The organism is Ruminococcus bicirculans (ex Wegman et al. 2014) (assembly GCF_000723465.1).
Lineage (GTDB): Bacteria > Bacillota > Clostridia > Oscillospirales > Ruminococcaceae > Hominimerdicola > Hominimerdicola aceti.
Map to the genome: position 1 here is coordinate 2,224,745 of NZ_HF545616.1, position 16,133 is coordinate 2,240,877.

The 16,133-nt window shown below is 40.9% G+C and carries 16 protein-coding genes; 8 read left to right on the forward strand and 8 right to left on the reverse strand.

All coding sequences use genetic code 11. The features are described 5' to 3' along the window. The first annotated feature begins 149 nt into the window (after positions 1-149). Positions 150-1,016 (forward strand): ParB/RepB/Spo0J family partition protein, encoded by an 867-nt coding sequence (locus tag RBI_RS10420; protein WP_038672776.1) that lies wholly within the window; start codon positions 150-152, stop codon positions 1,014-1,016. Between the two features lie 57 nt (positions 1,017-1,073). On the opposite strand, the gene RBI_RS14250 is transcribed toward RBI_RS10420, so the two are convergent. Further along, a complete protein-coding gene (locus RBI_RS14250) occupies positions 1,074-2,423 on the reverse strand; it encodes a CAP domain-containing protein (RefSeq protein ID WP_051706783.1) in 1,350 nt (449 codons plus the stop codon). A gap of 81 nt (positions 2,424-2,504) precedes the next feature. Continuing rightward, on the reverse strand, positions 2,505-3,434 hold the full coding sequence (locus RBI_RS10430) for an NAD-dependent epimerase/dehydratase family protein (protein ID WP_038672779.1): 930 nt from the start codon (positions 3,432-3,434) through the stop codon (positions 2,505-2,507). Between the two features lie 225 nt (positions 3,435-3,659). On the opposite strand from RBI_RS10430, the gene RBI_RS10435 reads away from it, so the two are divergent. The 7 genes from RBI_RS10435 to rsmG are packed head-to-tail and all read left to right on the forward strand — an operon-like array spanning position 3,660 to position 10,797. Beyond that, the gene (locus tag RBI_RS10435; protein ID WP_038672782.1) at positions 3,660-5,036 is read left to right on the forward strand and encodes an acyltransferase; all 1,377 of its coding nucleotides are present in this window, start codon (positions 3,660-3,662) and stop codon (positions 5,034-5,036) included. 16 nt (positions 5,037-5,052) lie between these two features. Then, on the forward strand, positions 5,053-5,826 hold the full coding sequence (locus RBI_RS10440) for a hypothetical protein (protein ID WP_038672784.1): 774 nt from the start codon (positions 5,053-5,055) through the stop codon (positions 5,824-5,826). After that, the gene (locus RBI_RS10445) at positions 5,819-6,772 is read left to right on the forward strand and encodes a TIGR01212 family radical SAM protein (RefSeq protein WP_038672786.1); all 954 of its coding nucleotides are present in this window, start codon (positions 5,819-5,821) and stop codon (positions 6,770-6,772) included. Before RBI_RS10440 ends, RBI_RS10445 begins: the two co-directional genes overlap by 8 nt. Positions 6,773-6,784: 12 nt before the next feature. Continuing rightward, on the forward strand, positions 6,785-8,155 hold the full coding sequence (gene mnmE, locus RBI_RS10450; protein WP_038672788.1) for a tRNA uridine-5-carboxymethylaminomethyl(34) synthesis GTPase MnmE: 1,371 nt from the start codon (positions 6,785-6,787) through the stop codon (positions 8,153-8,155). 36 nt (positions 8,156-8,191) lie between these two features. Then, complete coding sequence (gene mnmG / locus RBI_RS10455; RefSeq protein WP_167539804.1) at positions 8,192-10,075, forward strand: tRNA uridine-5-carboxymethylaminomethyl(34) synthesis enzyme MnmG; 1,884 nt, start codon at positions 8,192-8,194, stop codon at positions 10,073-10,075. 1 nt (position 10,076) lies between these two features. Then, positions 10,077-10,259 (forward strand): class I SAM-dependent methyltransferase, encoded by a 183-nt coding sequence (locus tag RBI_RS15455; RefSeq protein ID WP_272481041.1) that lies wholly within the window; start codon positions 10,077-10,079, stop codon positions 10,257-10,259. A 49-nt stretch (positions 10,260-10,308) separates the two neighbouring features. Beyond that, complete coding sequence (gene rsmG / locus RBI_RS10460) at positions 10,309-10,797, forward strand: 16S rRNA (guanine(527)-N(7))-methyltransferase RsmG (RefSeq protein ID WP_272481056.1); 489 nt, start codon at positions 10,309-10,311, stop codon at positions 10,795-10,797. Positions 10,798-11,180: 383 nt separating this feature from the next. On the opposite strand, the gene jag is transcribed toward rsmG, so the two are convergent. The 6 genes from jag to RBI_RS10490 all read right to left on the reverse strand — a co-directional run bounded on the left by jag (position 11,181) and on the right by RBI_RS10490 (position 15,823). After that, positions 11,181-12,077 (reverse strand): RNA-binding cell elongation regulator Jag/EloR, encoded by an 897-nt coding sequence (gene jag / locus RBI_RS10465; RefSeq protein WP_038672792.1) that lies wholly within the window; start codon positions 12,075-12,077, stop codon positions 11,181-11,183. A gap of 43 nt (positions 12,078-12,120) precedes the next feature. Beyond that, a complete protein-coding gene (locus tag RBI_RS10470) occupies positions 12,121-13,458 on the reverse strand; it encodes a YidC/Oxa1 family membrane protein insertase (protein ID WP_046439590.1) in 1,338 nt (445 codons plus the stop codon). A 65-nt stretch (positions 13,459-13,523) separates the two neighbouring features. Next, positions 13,524-13,772, reverse strand: a complete 249-nt coding sequence (yidD, locus tag RBI_RS10475; RefSeq protein ID WP_022287185.1) for a membrane protein insertion efficiency factor YidD — start codon at positions 13,770-13,772, stop codon at positions 13,524-13,526. 1 nt (position 13,773) lies between these two features. Beyond that, positions 13,774-14,148, reverse strand: a complete 375-nt coding sequence (rnpA, locus tag RBI_RS10480) for a ribonuclease P protein component (RefSeq protein ID WP_038672794.1) — start codon at positions 14,146-14,148, stop codon at positions 13,774-13,776. 227 nt (positions 14,149-14,375) lie between these two features. Next, a complete protein-coding gene (rpmH, locus tag RBI_RS10485; RefSeq protein ID WP_022287187.1) occupies positions 14,376-14,510 on the reverse strand; it encodes a 50S ribosomal protein L34 in 135 nt (44 codons plus the stop codon). Between the two features lie 380 nt (positions 14,511-14,890). Continuing rightward, entirely contained in the window at positions 14,891-15,823 is a 933-nt protein-coding gene (locus RBI_RS10490; protein WP_038672795.1) for an IS481 family transposase, read from the reverse strand. Positions 15,824-16,133: the final 310 nt, after the last annotated feature.

Genomic DNA, 16,133 nt, shown 5'->3' on the forward strand with positions numbered 1-16,133 from the left:
GCCCATGACAATTTAGAAAATAATACAAAGAATAAAGTACCAATATCAAAATCAAGGTCATAAAGAGCAGAAAAGTTTTCTGAATAAAATATAGAATTGAGGATCGTGAAGTGTTATGATTATTTTAAAACGAAACGGAGGTATAAAAAATGAGCATTTTCCCAAAAACATTAACAAAAGCTTTCAGCGAAGAAACTGACGAATCACAAAGGGCTTCACCCTATCAGACGTTAGGCAAAATAATCGACATTTCCATAGGAGAGATAAGGCCGAACCCTGTTCAGCCAAGGCGATATTTCTCACCTGCCGAACTGACAAGCCTTGCGAAAAGCATTTCTCAGGACGGTATCATTCAGCCTCTCACAGTACGGAGAGTGAATGGTACTTTTGAGCTTGTGTCAGGCGAACGGCGTCTGCGTGCGGCAAAGCTTGCAGGACTAAGGTCAGTGCCATGCATACTTATCAACGCTACAGAGGAACGTTCGCAGGTCATTGCACTTATAGAGAATATCCAACGTTGTGACCTGAACTTTTTTGAAGAAGCCGAAGCAATTTCTCAGCTCATCACAAAATATGGCATGACTCAGGAATCTGCGGCTATTCGTCTGGGACTTGCTCAATCCACAGTTGCAAACAAGCTTCGTATTCTGAAACTTAACGCTGAGGAACGCAAAATAATTCTCGATAACAATATGTCAGAACGTCACGCAAGGGCTTTGCTAAAGATCACAGATAATGACCGCAGGCTTGCTGTGTTGAACAAAGCAGCGGAAAGTGGGTGGACAGTTGACACATTGGAAAAATATATAGCCAAGCTTCTGAAAGATGATGAAAAGCGTGCAAGCTATCACAAAAGAGCGGCTATGTTAAAAGATGTAAGATTGTTTTTCAACAGTGTCAATAAGGCGATAGATGTTATGAGAATGGCAGGAGTGAATGCTGACGCAAAACGTATCGACCATGAGGATTATATCGAATATATTATAAAGATACCATCGGAAAAGCAGGCAGAATAAAATGTTCCACATGGAACAAAAAAAATTGGACAGGCTCAAAAGTCTGTCCGAATTTTTTTATATATCGCTGTAAAAAAGCTGTTCCCAATAGGTGTATTCCCCGTTTTCTGACTTTGTAGCTTTTGCGCACGCCATGTAACGCACATCAGGGTTGAGGATATTTTCTCTATGAGGCGGTGAATTCATCCATGCGTCAAAGGCTTCTTTTACTGTGGTCATGCTGTTCATACCATATGCGATATTTTCAGCCGCCGCACGCCATTCAGGAAGGTCAGTTTCTTCTATAGCTGTGATGTATGAATTGCCGTCAGGTCTGTCATGAGAATAATTTTCCAAAAGCTCGTTTGCTCGCACATCTGCCGCAGAGTCGAGAAGCTCAAGTCCCTCAAGCTCTCTTAAACCATACTGTTTTCTAACTTCATTTACATAGCCAAGCATTTCAGATGTTTCAGCAGAAAGATTTCTATTTGACATATTTGTGCTTGAATCAGGCTCAGTAGGCTCGGCTGGCTGAGGAGTAGAAGGCTGTTCTTCCTGCACAGGCTCGGTAACAGTTTCAGTTTGCGTTTGCGTTTTCTTTTCGGTTTTCTTTGAAGTCGTTGTGGTAGTAGTAGCCGTTGTCGTTGTTGTAGTAACAGTTGTAGTCACAGCTTTTATATCTGCACTGTGAGGTGGCCGCATGGTCTTTCCGTTTATGATAACCTTATCCCCTGACACGCTTATGTAGTTATTGCCTACCACTATGGATTCCATAAGCTCATTATCAGTGTTTGTTATCTCCATGCCCTTATCCATGGCTTCAAGCACATACTTTGAGCCGTTCACATCTTTTACAGTAGCTTTCTTTACTGTCTTGCCGTCTTTTACAATTTCAAACTTGTTCTCTGCGATACACCTTATAGTCACCTTGTCAGTTACGTTAAAGCTGCTGAAGCTTTCATCAACATATGTCACCTTTGTGTTTGCATAGTAGACCTCGTTGGCTGATATTATTATCCTTGTGCCTTTATAACTGAACGAGTTTACCTTTTTTCCGTTCTTAGTGACAGTGACAGTATTTCCGTCACAAGTCAGTACAAGCTTATCACCGTTATCATCGGTTATCTCAAAAGAGTTCACTATCTCATTTGAACTGTTTATAAGAGTATATCCACCATGCACATTTGCAAAAAGGGTATAGCCGCCATCAAAAACTATCTTTGTACAAGTCGCTGCTGTTTGTATAGTAGTCACTGAACCCGTGATAGTTTCGGCAGACTTTTTATTTGTGGTCACAGTTGTGGTGACTCCTGTGCTGACGCTTGAAAGCTTTTTGGGCTTTTCTTCCCCTGTGCTTCCGCAAGAGGAAAGACAACAGCCTGCCGCACAGACAACACATATTATTTTAACTAACCTATTGCTTTCCATGATATCTTAGCTCTCCTGTTTTATCAAATGTTCCACATGGAACAATACAAAAAAGGCAGCCCTAGGACTGCCTTTGTGAGTTTATTTTGTGTTTGAAAGTGTCCATCTGAAAGGTGCTATTCTCTTTGCCCTTGTGTTGTCTATGTTCCAGTTGTTGAATGTGATAGATGGGTCAAAATAGCGATAATCAGTTTTCATCTTACCTTTGTTGATGCTTAGTCCCATTCCAGGTGATTTCTGGATAACTGCACCTATGCGGTGATGTTCCTTTTCATAATCAATTATCTCTTTTGCCGTTATCAGCCTTGAATCAGCAAGATTGTAGATTCCCTCATATCTTCCTGACGGTACATTGATAATACCATTTATAAAGTCGATAAGATTGAATACACAGCAGAATGAAAAACCGTATTCTCCATCATTGAATATGTATGCAACATTTTCCTTTGCGTCAAATACTCTGTCTCTCAGATTTTGTGTATACTCAGCGTCATAAATAGGAGCTACTCTGGCAATAACAGGTATAGTTTCAGACTTTTTAAATTCCTTCTGCATTATCTTCTCAGATGTCATCTTAAGATCTGCATAGTTTGAATTTCCCTTTTCAGGAGCAGTTTCCCTTATTGGTTCTCTGCCTTTCTGTACACCATATATTGCTGTTGTGCTGAGCAGGATAAAACTCCTTACCTCAGCCTTGTTTGCAGCCGCATATATGAACTTATCACATATCTTGCTCTTTTTCATCTCAGCGTCTGTTACATATGGATCTATATCGTTATCTACAGAATTTGCCAGATGCACGACAACATCAATCTTGTTACTATCGATTACATTTGTAATAGCGTCCTTATCTGTAATATCACACTGGATAAAAGTATAGTTTGGATCAGTTCCAATAAACTCATTTTTGCGTGTATCTATACCGAATACACGATGCTTTTTGTGCAGTAAGCTGGATGTAAGGTACAAGCCTATCATTCCGCTTGCTCCTGTAACTAAAATTGAAGCCAACTCTGCCACTCCTTCCCCAAGTAGAATTGCACATTTATTTACTATAATTATACCACAGTTTTTATTAATTGCAAATACTTTTTGAAGAAAACTGAAAAATTTAGATTTTCTTTATAATTTTGCTTGCTATATTTAGTGAATTGTGATAAAATTATAGGTATAAATCATAAGTAAAAAAAATATAAAAATATTTTAACACATACAAATATTAAGGAGCAATTTATTTTGGTTTATTCCGATCTTATATTTATACTGGGAATGTTCCCGATAATGACCATTATTTCGCTTTTCGACAGAAGCGCAGAATATAAAAACCTCATTCTGATAGTTTGTTCCCTGCTGTTTTTCAGTTGGGGCAGACCTTTTGTGTTCTGTCTTATTTTCCTGTCAGTTATCCTCGATTGGATATTTGGTCTTATTATTTCAAAAAACCGTGAAAATAAAGCCCTTTGCAGGATATTTTTAGTGCTGGATATTATAATGAACGTATCTCTTATGCTGATATTCGGACAGAATATCCTTTATAATAAGGTAAAAAAGCTCAGTTTTGACGCTACCATACTTCCACTTGGTATGGGTTATTATATGCTCAGAGGAATTTCTTATGTCTATGACGTTTTCAAGGGCAACTGCAAAGCAGAAAAAAACATTTTCTGCCTTTTGACTTATATGGTGTCACTGCATTTCATGCTTGTGGGACCTCTTGTGAGATACGGTGATATTGAGCCACAGATAAGGCATCGTGAGATCACAGGAGCAAAGCTCAACCAGGGGCTTAATAAGATAGTTTTTGGTTTTGGCAAGGTGGTGCTTCTTGCAGGCGTTTTTGAACAGATAAAGCTTGCAGGACTTAACGGCAAAGAGATAACTACCCTTGGCTGTTGGCTTGGTATGCTGTCATTCCTGGCTCAGTATTATTTTCTTTTCACAGGACTTTCGGATATGGCAAATGGTCTTGGTCTTACAAACGGCTTTGTTTATCCTGACAACTATACAAATATCGAAGCTGACGGACTTTTCACTGGTATGATAAAAAGCTTCAACACAACTGTTGTTGACTTTTTCAGCGAGGTTTTCTGCTGCAAAAAAAACATGAACAAGGTCTTTACTTTTGTGTGCTATATACTTTGCGGTCTGGCTCTTTCTATATGGTATCAGGCAAAGGTGAATTTCATTATCGTCGGACTTTGTGCGGCTGTGCTTTGTATCCTTGAAAAGCTGTTTCTTGAAAGACCGCTTTCAAAGCTGCCTGACCTTGTGAAGTATATCTATCTTGTACTCACTGCACTCGTTATTTTTGGCGGACTTTATTTTGACAGCTTCTATGGCTACAAAAAATGGCTCTTTGCACTTGCAGGAGTAAATGTGAAATACACCTTGAGCGTGTCTGTAAAAAGTGCAGTGCTGAAAAATATCACCCTTATAGTAATATCGTTCTTTATTGTCTGCCCACCTGCAAAAAGGGCTTTCTGCAAGATTTTTAAAAAGCTTTCACAGAAGTCTCAGGCGGCTTATGGCAGAGTTATGATAACAAAGACCATTATGACAGTGCTTGTTTTTGCAGTGAGCGTTATAACACTTGCGGCGGAATATGCGGCATAAAAAGAGGAAAATACTAATGGATAAGAAAATTACACGATTCAATATCGTTCACGGTGACGATGAATATGAGATACCGGAGGAATGCGAGGCTGCGGAGGAAGCGGCTGAAGAGCTTGCCAAAACGAATTTGGAGGAGCATTACAGCTTTATAAATCTTCTTTCCATAGCGGTCATAATGCTATTTGCCTGCATATTCTTTATTTCAGTTTCAGGAAGCGACATTGTGGAGGACAACAATCTGTCTTTAACATTCAAGACTTTCTTTTCAGGGGATTACACTCAGGCATTGGAGGACTCTTATAATAATAGTATACCTTTTCCTGACGCCATGAAAGCTGTTGAGGAGCGTATCTCTCTTATTTATGGTATCGGCAATAAGGTCACTGACCCTATAAAGGAAACTCCTGACAATACTGATTCTAACCACAACAGCTTCGATCATCCGACTAATAATGACAGTGATGATCCTGACGAAAATGTTATCACCACCACTGCAAAACCGCAGGACGGTGAAGTAACTACCACAAAGAAAAAAGAGGACAAGAAAAAAACAACAACTACCACTGCTATTGACAGACCAGAGGAAACTAAAAGCACCACAACGACTTCAACGGCTTCCACTACCACAAATAATGACAAGCCTTACTATACTGTCACCGAAACTGAGCCTATAGTACAGCCTGGTCCTACTACTACCACGACCACAACAAAGGCAACTGAGACCACAACTCGGCCGACAGAAACTACAGAACCTACCACCGAGCAAACTGAGGGACCGTCAGATGAATAGCAGATTTGATAACCCTTTTCCTTATTCTGATGACAATAAAAGATATCATACCTACAATTATTATCTAAGGCACAAGTTCGGCACTAAGGTTTTCAAGATACCGCTTAATATTGACCTTGGCTGTCCGAACAGAGACGGCACAAAAGGTGTGGGGGGCTGTGTGTTCTGCTCGGCAAAAATGAGCGGAGATTTTGCAGGCGACCCTCATGAGGATATCCTTACTCAGTACAAAGAGATAAGGGAGAAAATGAGCAAGAAGTGGAGCAAGGGGCTGTGCATACCGTATTTTCAGGCAGGCTCAAACACCTATGCTGACGTTGAAACGCTGAGAAAAATGTTTTATACAGCCCTGTCATTTGAAAATACGGCAGGGCTTTCTATCGCAACAAGGGCAGATTGCATCAACGAAGAAAAAGCCGATCTCCTTGGTGAGCTTGCTGAAAAAACTTTTCTTACTGTAGAGCTTGGCTTGCAGACTATACATGACGAAACGGCTTTGAAAATGAACCGCTGTCATACTTTTGCGGATTTTCTCAAAGGCTATGAAATGCTGAGAAAACGCAACGTTAATGTGTGCGTGCATATCATCGACGGGCTTCCCGATGAGGATAGGGATATGATGCTTGAAACAGCAAAAACTCTCGGTCAGCTTGATATACAAAGCATTAAGATACATCTTCTGCACGTTTTAAAAGGCACTGTGCTTGCGCAGATGTATGAGCGTGGAGAGTTCAGAGCGCTTGAAATGGACGAGTATGTCAATATCGTCTGCGACCAGTTGGAGCTTCTGCCTGCGAAGATAGTAATACAGCGTGTGACAGGTGACGGTGCAAAGGACGACCTTGTTGCACCTTTGTGGAGTTTGAAAAAATTCTGCGTTATGAACGAGATAGACAAGGAAATGGGAAGAAGAAATTCATGGCAGGGAAAGGCTCTGTCGGAGTAAAAAGAGGTAAAAATGAAAGATATATGTGCAGTTTCGACACCACTCGCTGAGGGCGGTATATCAGTCATAAGAATAAGCGGTGATAATGCCGTTTGCATAGCGGCGAAAGTTTTTAAACCGCTGTCATGCAAAAGTGTTGAAAACATGGCAGGCTATACCTGTGCATACGGAAAAATAGTTGACAAAAACGGCAGAGAAGTTGATGACGGCGTTCTGACGGTTTTCCGTGCGCCTAAGTCATACACCGGTGAAAACGTCTGCGAGATATCATGCCATGGCGGAATATATGTTACAAAAAAAGTTCTCAGACTTTGCATTGAACAGGGTGCAGAGCTTGCTCAGAGGGGCGAGTTCACAAAAAGGGCTTTTCTCAACGGAAAGCTTTCACTTACTCAGGCTGAGGGTGTAATGGAAACTATCTCCGCTCAGGGAGAATATGCACTTAATTCTGCAAATCTTACAAAAGAGGGCAGGCTTTTCAGGCTGATTTCTGATATGTCAAGAAAGTTTGTCACAATACTAGGTGAACTTGCGGCATGGGTGGATTATCCAGAGGAGGACTTGCCTGAGATATCTGAGGATAATCTCAGAGAGAGCCTTAAAAACGCTTTGGCAGGGCTTGATAAAATAATAGCAGATCATGACAGCGGTATGATACTGAAAAACGGTGTTGACACTGTTATCGCAGGCAAGCCGAACGTTGGAAAATCGACACTCATGAATATGCTGTTGGGATATGACCGCTCCATAGTCACAAATGTGGCAGGCACTACACGAGATGTTATCGAAGAAAGTGCAAAGCTTGGCGAGCTTATTTTGAAGCTTTCCGACACTGCAGGTATACATGAAACTGATGATGAAGTTGAAAAAATAGGCGTTGATATCGCAAAGAAAAAGCTTAAAAACGCTATGCTTGTGATAGAAGTTTTCGACATTTCAAGAGAGCTTGACGAGGAAGACTTGGAGCTTCTTGAATATGTGAAAAAGCTAGGAAAGAAAGTTATCATAGTTCTCAACAAGTCTGACCTTGAAAATGTTGTTGAAAGGTCTCAGCTTGAAAAATATTCAGACTACGTGATAGAGATTTCTGCGAAGCTTGACGAGGGCAGAGAAGAGCTGCAAAAAGCCACAGAGAAGCTTTTGGGCATTGGCGGATATGACGCTGACAGCACGATTTTTGCAAACGAGCGTCAAATAGCCTGTGCAGAACGTGCAAGAAAATATCTTGCCATGGCTCTTGAAAGCCTTGATATGGGAGAGACTTTGGACGCTGTTACTGTGATGATAGACAATGGCGCAAATGCACTTTTGGAGCTAACAGGAGAAAAAGCTACAGAAGCGGTGGTAGACGAGGTATTTTCAAAATTCTGCGTAGGAAAGTAATTTATATGGTCTTATTTTCAGACAGGTGGTTTTATTATGCAAAAGGAATATTTTGATATTATTGTGGTAGGTGCAGGTCACGCAGGCTGTGAAGCGGCTTTGGCGGCGGCACGCCTTGGACTAAAGACGGCACTTTTTACCATAACACTTGACGGTGTTGCCAATATGCCATGCAACCCCTCTATAGGCGGAACTGCAAAGGGACATCTTGTTCGTGAGATAGACGCTTTGGGCGGAGAAATGGGCAAGGCGGCGGATAAAACTTTTCTGCAAAGCAGGATACTCAACCGTGGAAAAGGTCCTGCCGTTCATAGTCTGAGGGCGCAGATAGACCGTGTTGAATATCATAAGCTTATGAAAAAGACTATCGAAGATACTGACGGGCTTTATCTGAAGCAGGCTGAGATAACTGATATTTTATTTGAGGAGGACGGCAAGACTGTCCGTGGTGTGCGTACAAAGCTTGGCACTGAGTATGACTGCAAAGCTGTTGTTATCTCAACGGGAACTTACCTTGGCGGCACTGTCCATGTGGGTGCAGTATCATATTCAAGCGGTCCTGACGCAACTTTGCCTGCACTCAGTCTGACAGAATGTCTTAAAAAGGCAGGAATGACAATAAGACGTTTCAAAACAGGCACTCCTGCCCGTGTACACAAGCGTTCCATAGATTTTGACAAGCTTGAAGTTCAGTGCGGTGACGATGATATAACGCCATTTTCTTTTGATAATCATGAAAAACTTGAAAATAAAGTCAAATGCTATGTTGCTTATACAAATGAAGAAACACACAAGGTAATAAGAGATAACATACATCTTTCACCTATATATTCGGGTAGGATACACGCTATTGGTCCAAGATACTGTCCGTCTATTGAGGACAAGATAATGAGATTTTCGGATAAGCCAAGGCATCAGCTTTTTATTGAGCCAATGGGTCTTGACACTGACGAATATTATCTACAAGGTATGTCGTCATCACTGCCTGAGTTCGTTCAGCTTCAATTTTTGCACACTATAAAAGGACTTGAACACGTTGAGATAATGCGAAATGCCTATGCCATAGAATATGATTGCTGCGACCCTACAGAGCTTTCTGCTACGCTGGAGTTCAAGGCTTTTGACGGTCTTTACGGCGCAGGTCAGTTCAACGGCACTTCGGGATATGAAGAAGCCGCCGCACAAGGTCTTATCGCAGGCATAAATGCCGCACTGAAAATTCTCGGCAGAAAACAGCTTATTCTTGACAGAGCATCCTCATACATAGGCACTCTTATTGACGACCTTGTGACAAAGGGTTGTTCAGACCCTTACAGAATGCTCACATCAAGAAGCGAATACAGACTTTTGCTAAGACAAGATAACGCTGACATAAGGCTCACGCCTATAGGTCATGAGATAGGGCTTATCTCAGACGAAAGATATCAGCATTTGCTTGACAAAAATGAACAGATAGCCGCTGAGATAAAGCGTGTTTCAAAAATAAATATTGCGCCAAATCCTGAGATAAATGCCTATCTTGAATCTGTAGGCACTGACCCTCTCAACAACGGCATAAAGCTTGCTCAGCTTATCCGCAGACCACAGGTGTCATATGACGGTCTTGCTCCTTTCGATAAGGAACGACCTGAGCTTTCAGCAGAAGTAAAAGAGCAGGTAGAATTGCAGATAAAATATGACGGCTATATAAAGATACAGCTTGAACAGGTGGAGGCTATGCGAAAGCTAGAGAAAAAGGCTTTGCCTGCGGATATTGACTATAATGATATAAAAAGTCTTAGACTTGAAGCAATTGAAAAGCTCAATAAGATAAAGCCTGTATCAGTTGGTCAGGCTAGCCGAATCAGCGGAGTAAACCCTGCGGACGTGGGTGTGCTTTTGGTATGGCTCTCATCAAAGAATGACCATAGGGAGGAATAGTATGTCAAAGCTTATTTCTAAGGACGATTTTATAAAGCTTTTTGATAATTATGATATAACAATATCTGACAGTGATTATTCACGCTTTGAAGCTTATGCAGATCTGCTTTGTGAATGGAACGAGAAAATAAATCTTACTGCTATCACTGACCCTGAGGGAATTTCAATAAAGCATTTTTTTTGACAGCGTTTATCCTTTCACACTTTTCGAGGTAAAAGAAAATGCAACGGTAATAGATGTCGGCACAGGGGCAGGATTTCCGTCCTGTCCACTGAAAATCGTCCGTGACGATATAAAGCTTACACTTTTGGATAGCCTTAATAAGAGGATAAATTTTCTTGCACAGCTTTCAGACAGTCTTGACCTTGGTGCAACTTGTATACATGGCAGAGCAGAGGAGCTTGGCAGAAGCATGGAGTGCCGTGAACAATTTGACATTGCCACAGCAAGAGCGGTGGCAAACCTCAGCGACCTATGCGAGTATTGCCTGCCTTTTGTAAAAGTCGGAGGATATTTCGTTGCATTGAAAGGCTCAGGAGGAAATGATGAGCTGAAAGAGGCTAAAAATGCTATTAAGATACTGGGAGGAAAGGTCGAAGAGGTCTTTGACTATGAACTTCCAACAGGCGACGGCAGAACGCTTATCCTCATAAGAAAAGTATCTGAAACGCCTGAGAAATATCCACGCAACAAGGGTCAAATGAAAAAGAAAAAATTATAATACAAACTAAATCAAAATACAAAGCGGTGTCGGAGAACAAATCTCTGCACCGCTTTTGTAGTTTCTTATACAAAGTAAAATCCGCAAAGAGCGACAGCGATTTTGCGGCGGACAAACTGTAGACACAAATGTGTAGGGGCTGGCGCCCTCGACAGCCCGACATCGAAGCGGCTAGACTTGGATTGGTCACCAATGAAAAGAAGCAGACAATGTTATAAATTTTTACGCCGAACATTGTGTAAAAAAAATACAAATGATATTGAAACCGAAACATAGATAAGCGGGACGTCGGGGGCGCCGTCCCCTACAATAAAAACAAGCAAAATAGCAAAAAAAACACGCTGAATTTTTGTTCAGCGTGTTTTCTTATTGTCATTTTTAATTTAGAACTCTATCTTAGAGTAAAGACCTGAATCCTTCATTGTGTCCTCAGGCTTTGGCTTTTTGTAGTCCTTTTCAAAGCTTGTTGTGATGTCAAAACCTTTTGAACGGCGATTGTTATTGTTTCTTCTTCTGCCACCGTTCTTCTTGTATCCGCCTCTGTTGTCATACTTTCTAGGTGTTGTAGAGCTGATTATTACCTTTCTCCATGGCTCTTCACCCTTTGACTGAGATGTTACACCCTCGATCTCTGATACAGCAGCGTGAATGATCCTTCTCTCATATGGATTCATTGGCTCGAGAGCTGATGAACGACCGCTTCTCTTTACGTTGTTTGCTATTTTTCTTGCAAGCTCTTCAAGCTGGGTCTTTCTTCTTGCCCTGAAACCATTGCAATCTGTGGATATTCTGAAATATTCTCTGTCTATCCTGTTGCATACAAGTGATGCAAGATACTGAAGTGAATCGAGGATATCGCCCTTCTTGCCGATAAGCTTCTCGAACTCTTCGCTCTTTATCTCAAAAAGTGCGCCGTTTTCAAGCTTTGTTACCTCGATTTCTGTGTTTTCTATGCCCATTGCCTTTATAACATTGAGTATATATTCCTTTGCACAGTCAGCCTTTTTCTGCAAAGTGCCGCTCCACTCTGCCTCTGCCTTGACTTCTTCCTGAACTTCTGCCTTTTCTTCAACAGCCTCTGTTTTTTCAGTTACAGTTTCTACCTTTGTTTCAGGCTCATATTCAGCTTCTACCTTTGCCTCACCCTTGATCTTTCCGAAAAAGCCCTTTTTAGGCTCTTCAAGAACTGTGAAAGTGATCTTTTCTACTTCTGTTCCAAATTCAACTGCCGCCTTGTTCTTTGCTTCGTCTACAGTTGCGGCTGTAAAGATCTGTTTCATTTTTTTCTGCTCCTCTCGCTAAAAAAGTTTAGTCAACAACAGGTCAATCCTGTGAATCGTCATATTCGTCGCCATATTTCTCAGCCATTCTCTTTCTGGCTTCGTTAAGACGTCTTCTCTGCTCGTCTTTAAGTTCCGTCTTTGTTTTCTTCTTAGGCTCATCGTAATCCTCATCGTCAGAAAGTGACTTTCTGATCTCAGCAGGATCCTTACCAGCCTGTATCATCTGAGCCTCAGCCATTTTCTCCATAAGAGTAGGCTTGCCCTTCTTTTTCTGCTTTGCTATATCCTTCTGAACAAGCTCTGCAACGTGTTCAGGTGTGTAGATCTTATTGAGTACGATAGTCTGTCCCAGTGCAAACAGTGAAGAATAGCACCAGTAAAGACCAAGACCTGCCGGATAGCTGAAACCGATCCACAGTGAGAAGATAGGCATACCATAAAGCATTATCTTCATTCCCATTCCGCCCATATTTGCAGCGTCAGGATTGTTCTTTTTTGCAAAATGCTGTGAAACGAATGTCACTATAAGCTGTAAAAGTGCTGATACAATAGGGATAATGCATGAAAGATCCTTCATTGTTGGTATCTTTCCAAGGAAAAGTCCGAAAATGCTGTAGTTGAAATCTTCAGCCGCAGCCTTTACGCTTGTTGGAAGCACATCTGCATACTGTCCGCCCTCTTTTTCAGTGAAAACGAAAGTCATAAGCTCAGGTCTTGACTGAATGAGGTTTGTGGAGAAGTAATTCTCGTTAAGAATAAAAGTATCTATATCATTATGAGCCTTAATAGCATCCATAACGTTCGATATCTTGTTGTCATTAGAAAGTGCCTTTGCAGACTTCGGATACTTGTCCTTGTCTGTAAAAAGCTTTTCAAGCTTATCATAAGCTTCGTCCTCAGTAGCACCGTCTTTCTCAAACTTTTCAATAAGCTTTTCTATAGTAGTATCCTTGCTTTTTACCTCAGCACTGACAACATAAAGATTCGATATCATGTTGTTTGAGTCTGTAAGCTCCTCTTTATCTGCGTTTGAAACGTAGGTAAGAGGTCCGTAAATAACAGGGATAAGAGCGAACAGAATGACCATTGTGATGACCATTGGCAAACAGCTTGCCATAGGGTTTACGCCTGCCTTGGCGTAAAGGTTCATCTGCTCTTCCTGCATCTTCTGCTGATTTTTAGCGTATTTCTTTTTTATCTTTTCAAGCTCAGGCTGAAGCATGGTCATTCTTGCCGTACTTTTCTGCTGCTTGACGTTAAGCGGAAATACTATAAGTCTTGTAAGGATAGTGAAAAGCAGCAGTGCTATTCCGTAGTTTTTGCATACAAAATAGCAGCCCTTCATTATCCAGCCCAAAGGGGTCGCAATAATACCCATTTAATATCCTCCAGATCAATTATTTGTCATATTGATAACCTATATATCTGATTAAGCTCTCAGGCTTATTTTTTTCTGATTTTAAAATACTCAGTGGTAAGCTTGTCAGGAACATAGTCAACCCCTCCCAGACTCCACGGATTGCATCTAAGCAATCTCCATACAGTGAGCAGCGTGCCTTTAAAAAAGCCGTGTTTTCTGTAAGCCTCCAGCGCATATGCCGAACAGCTTGGATAATACTTGCACCTTGGTCCGAAAAGAGGACTTATAAATCGCTGATAAAACCTTATCAGCAGCTGAGCCAGTTTACTCATTTTACTTTCTCTTTGCCCTGCCTGACCTGTTATTCTTTGGAACAGGCTTATTCATCTCTTTTATGAGTCTTTTTTTTATAAATCTTTCAATATCCTGAGTTTTCTTTTCCCCTATATCGTTTCTTCCCACAAAAACTATATCATAGCCCAGCGGAAATTCCGCCTCGTTAAGTCTGTAGGCGGCTCTTACTATTCTCTTAATTCTGTTTCTCGTTACTGCGCAACCCTGCTTTTTGCCCGCCGTTATGCCAAGCCTGTTGTATGGGCTGCCGTTGGGATAAAAATATGCTGCTACAAAACTGTCTGCACAAAATCTTCCCTTTTTATAGCACCTTAAAAATGCCTTGTTATCCTTTAAAACCGTTGTGAACAGCATCTTCATTTCCCCATTGTGTACTGTTTTTACTCTTTTCGCCTTTTCACGGCAATTTTGCCAAAAAAAGATAAAGACCCAATACCATGCAAATCAATGAATGGTATATAGGTCATCTGAGGCAGCGTCCAACGACGCTTAAATACAACTGCCTAGGGACATCGATTCAGGCGTAACTAACCGCCTGAATAATGCCTGTCAGACTTATCATCAGAAACTGCCTGTATCTCTTAGTAGCTGAGTCTAGCTCTGCCCTTTGCTCTTCTTCTTGCGAGTACCTTTCTGCCGTTAGCAGTAGACATTCTCTTCATGAAGCCGTGAACTTTCTTTCTCTGAAGCTTTTTAGGCTGATATGTTCTTTTCATCGAATTCTCCTCCTTCCGCTTTCAACACTCCGTCATTTTATACAAAAAAACGTCCTCGGAGATGTTTAAACTTATAGGGTCACAGCAAATTACAATATCGCTATGAAAAAAGCCCTTGTAATTTAATATTATAGCTCATTCACACACCATTTGTCAAGCCTGTTCATAATATTTTTATATTTTTTTTGATATTATTTTTCTTTGCTTTGGAGGGCTTACTGTCCGAAAAACCTGCCGCTTACGTCCTCCTTTTTAATGAGCATACAATATATTGTGTGCCAAATATAAATTTTATCTGTATTAAGTGTTTTTTCTTATCTTTGAAAAACATACTTTTTCTCCTTATTTCTTTCCTTATATATAATATATATGTAGGTTTGTCAATCATATTGGACACTATTATTAAGAAATTCGATAGGCGAAAACCATTTGAGGGGACGCATAGGACGGTTGTTTGTTCGACTTAAACGTGCAGCTAGCTGCACGTTTAAGTCGTCGCAGGAATAAAACCTATGGCACGAATAGAATTTGTTGTGATCTTCTCGGTGACTGCGCTCTACTTTGCCATTGTGCCTGGGCGTATATGGACGAATGAGTTTGTGTTCAATGCCAAGTTGTGAGAGCGTATTCTCAAACAGCGTTTTCTTGTCTCTTTTGCTTAGCGAAAAGCGGTTAGTAAATTCAAATCCATTGTCGGTCTGAATACATTTCACCGTTATTCCTCTGCGTTTGTACCATTTCACCAGCCTTTTTACAAAGTCTGCTGAAGAATAGGTGCTTTGCTCCTCATATCCGTATAAAAATCTTATCCTGGTATACTCATCGATCGCCGTGTATTGGTACAGCTTCATCTCTGGGTCAGCTATACACTTTCTCGGAACTACCTTTACGTCCACCTGAATACGCTCTCCGGGGTATGTCATCTGCTCGTATGGCTTTGGTTTATACGTCGCTTTCTTCGGCTTTTTCGGAAGCATTCCTAGTTTTTTCATAACCCTGTAAAGACTTTCAAGACAGCGTGTATACCCTTGTTTTCTGAGACGATGCCATAGTTCGGGAAGCTCAAGTGTCGGGTTCCGTTTGTGATACCTTTTGATAAGATCTATTTCTTCCTTGGTATGCTCATTGGGATGATGATGCGGTCGGCGTGATTTAACTGCAAGGGACTCCACACTTCCGTCCCAGCGTTTCAGCCAGAAATATATATATGAACGTGATTTATTGTATTTTCTGCTCGCTCGGCTCACTCCATATTTCTTTGCGTAATTCATTAAGGATTGACGAAACTTCATATCTTGTGTTATACTATTCATGAGAGATAGGCTTCCTTTCTGATTTGTATTTGTGTGGTAACTTTATTTTATCAGATTTTTGCCTATCTCTCTTTTCTTTTTTCTTAATTTTGTCCAATATCTATTGTAGCACTACAATTTCTTTCCTTATATATAATATATAGGACTTGAAATTTTAAGTCAAGTGTGCTATAATAGTATAGAATTGATTAATTATGCCTGTTTATATTTTTTTTAAAACTCTGACCTGCCGTCTGTTTGACAGGGGTCACGGCGGACAGCGGAAACACCGCACAGGCAGAGCTATTTTCTAGGAGGTTATGGAGAAACA

Bases quoted from the DNA above. Each gene is read 5' to 3' on its own strand.
- rnpA (WP_038672794.1), bottom strand. From the start codon at position 14,148: ATGCTGTTCACAACGGTTTTAAAGGATAACAAGGCATTTTTAAGGTGC.
- rpmH (WP_022287187.1), bottom strand. From the start codon at position 14,510: ATGAAAAGAACATATCAGCCTAAAAAGCTTCAGAGAAAGAAAGTTCAC.
- RBI_RS10445 (WP_038672786.1), top strand. From the start codon at position 5,819: ATGAATAGCAGATTTGATAACCCTTTTCCTTATTCTGATGACAATAAA.
- mnmE (WP_038672788.1), top strand. From the start codon at position 6,785: ATGAAAGATATATGTGCAGTTTCGACACCACTCGCTGAGGGCGGTATA.
- mnmG (WP_167539804.1), top strand. From the start codon at position 8,192: ATGCAAAAGGAATATTTTGATATTATTGTGGTAGGTGCAGGTCACGCA.
- RBI_RS10440 (WP_038672784.1), top strand. From the start codon at position 5,053: ATGGATAAGAAAATTACACGATTCAATATCGTTCACGGTGACGATGAA.
- RBI_RS10470 (WP_046439590.1), bottom strand. From the start codon at position 13,458: ATGGGTATTATTGCGACCCCTTTGGGCTGGATAATGAAGGGCTGCTAT.
- RBI_RS15455 (WP_272481041.1), top strand. From the start codon at position 10,077: ATGTCAAAGCTTATTTCTAAGGACGATTTTATAAAGCTTTTTGATAAT.
- RBI_RS10490 (WP_038672795.1), bottom strand. From the start codon at position 15,823: ATGAATAGTATAACACAAGATATGAAGTTTCGTCAATCCTTAATGAAT.
- yidD (WP_022287185.1), bottom strand. From the start codon at position 13,772: ATGAGTAAACTGGCTCAGCTGCTGATAAGGTTTTATCAGCGATTTATA.
- RBI_RS14250 (WP_051706783.1), bottom strand. From the start codon at position 2,423: ATGGAAAGCAATAGGTTAGTTAAAATAATATGTGTTGTCTGTGCGGCA.
- jag (WP_038672792.1), bottom strand. From the start codon at position 12,077: ATGAAACAGATCTTTACAGCCGCAACTGTAGACGAAGCAAAGAACAAG.
- RBI_RS10420 (WP_038672776.1), top strand. From the start codon at position 150: ATGAGCATTTTCCCAAAAACATTAACAAAAGCTTTCAGCGAAGAAACT.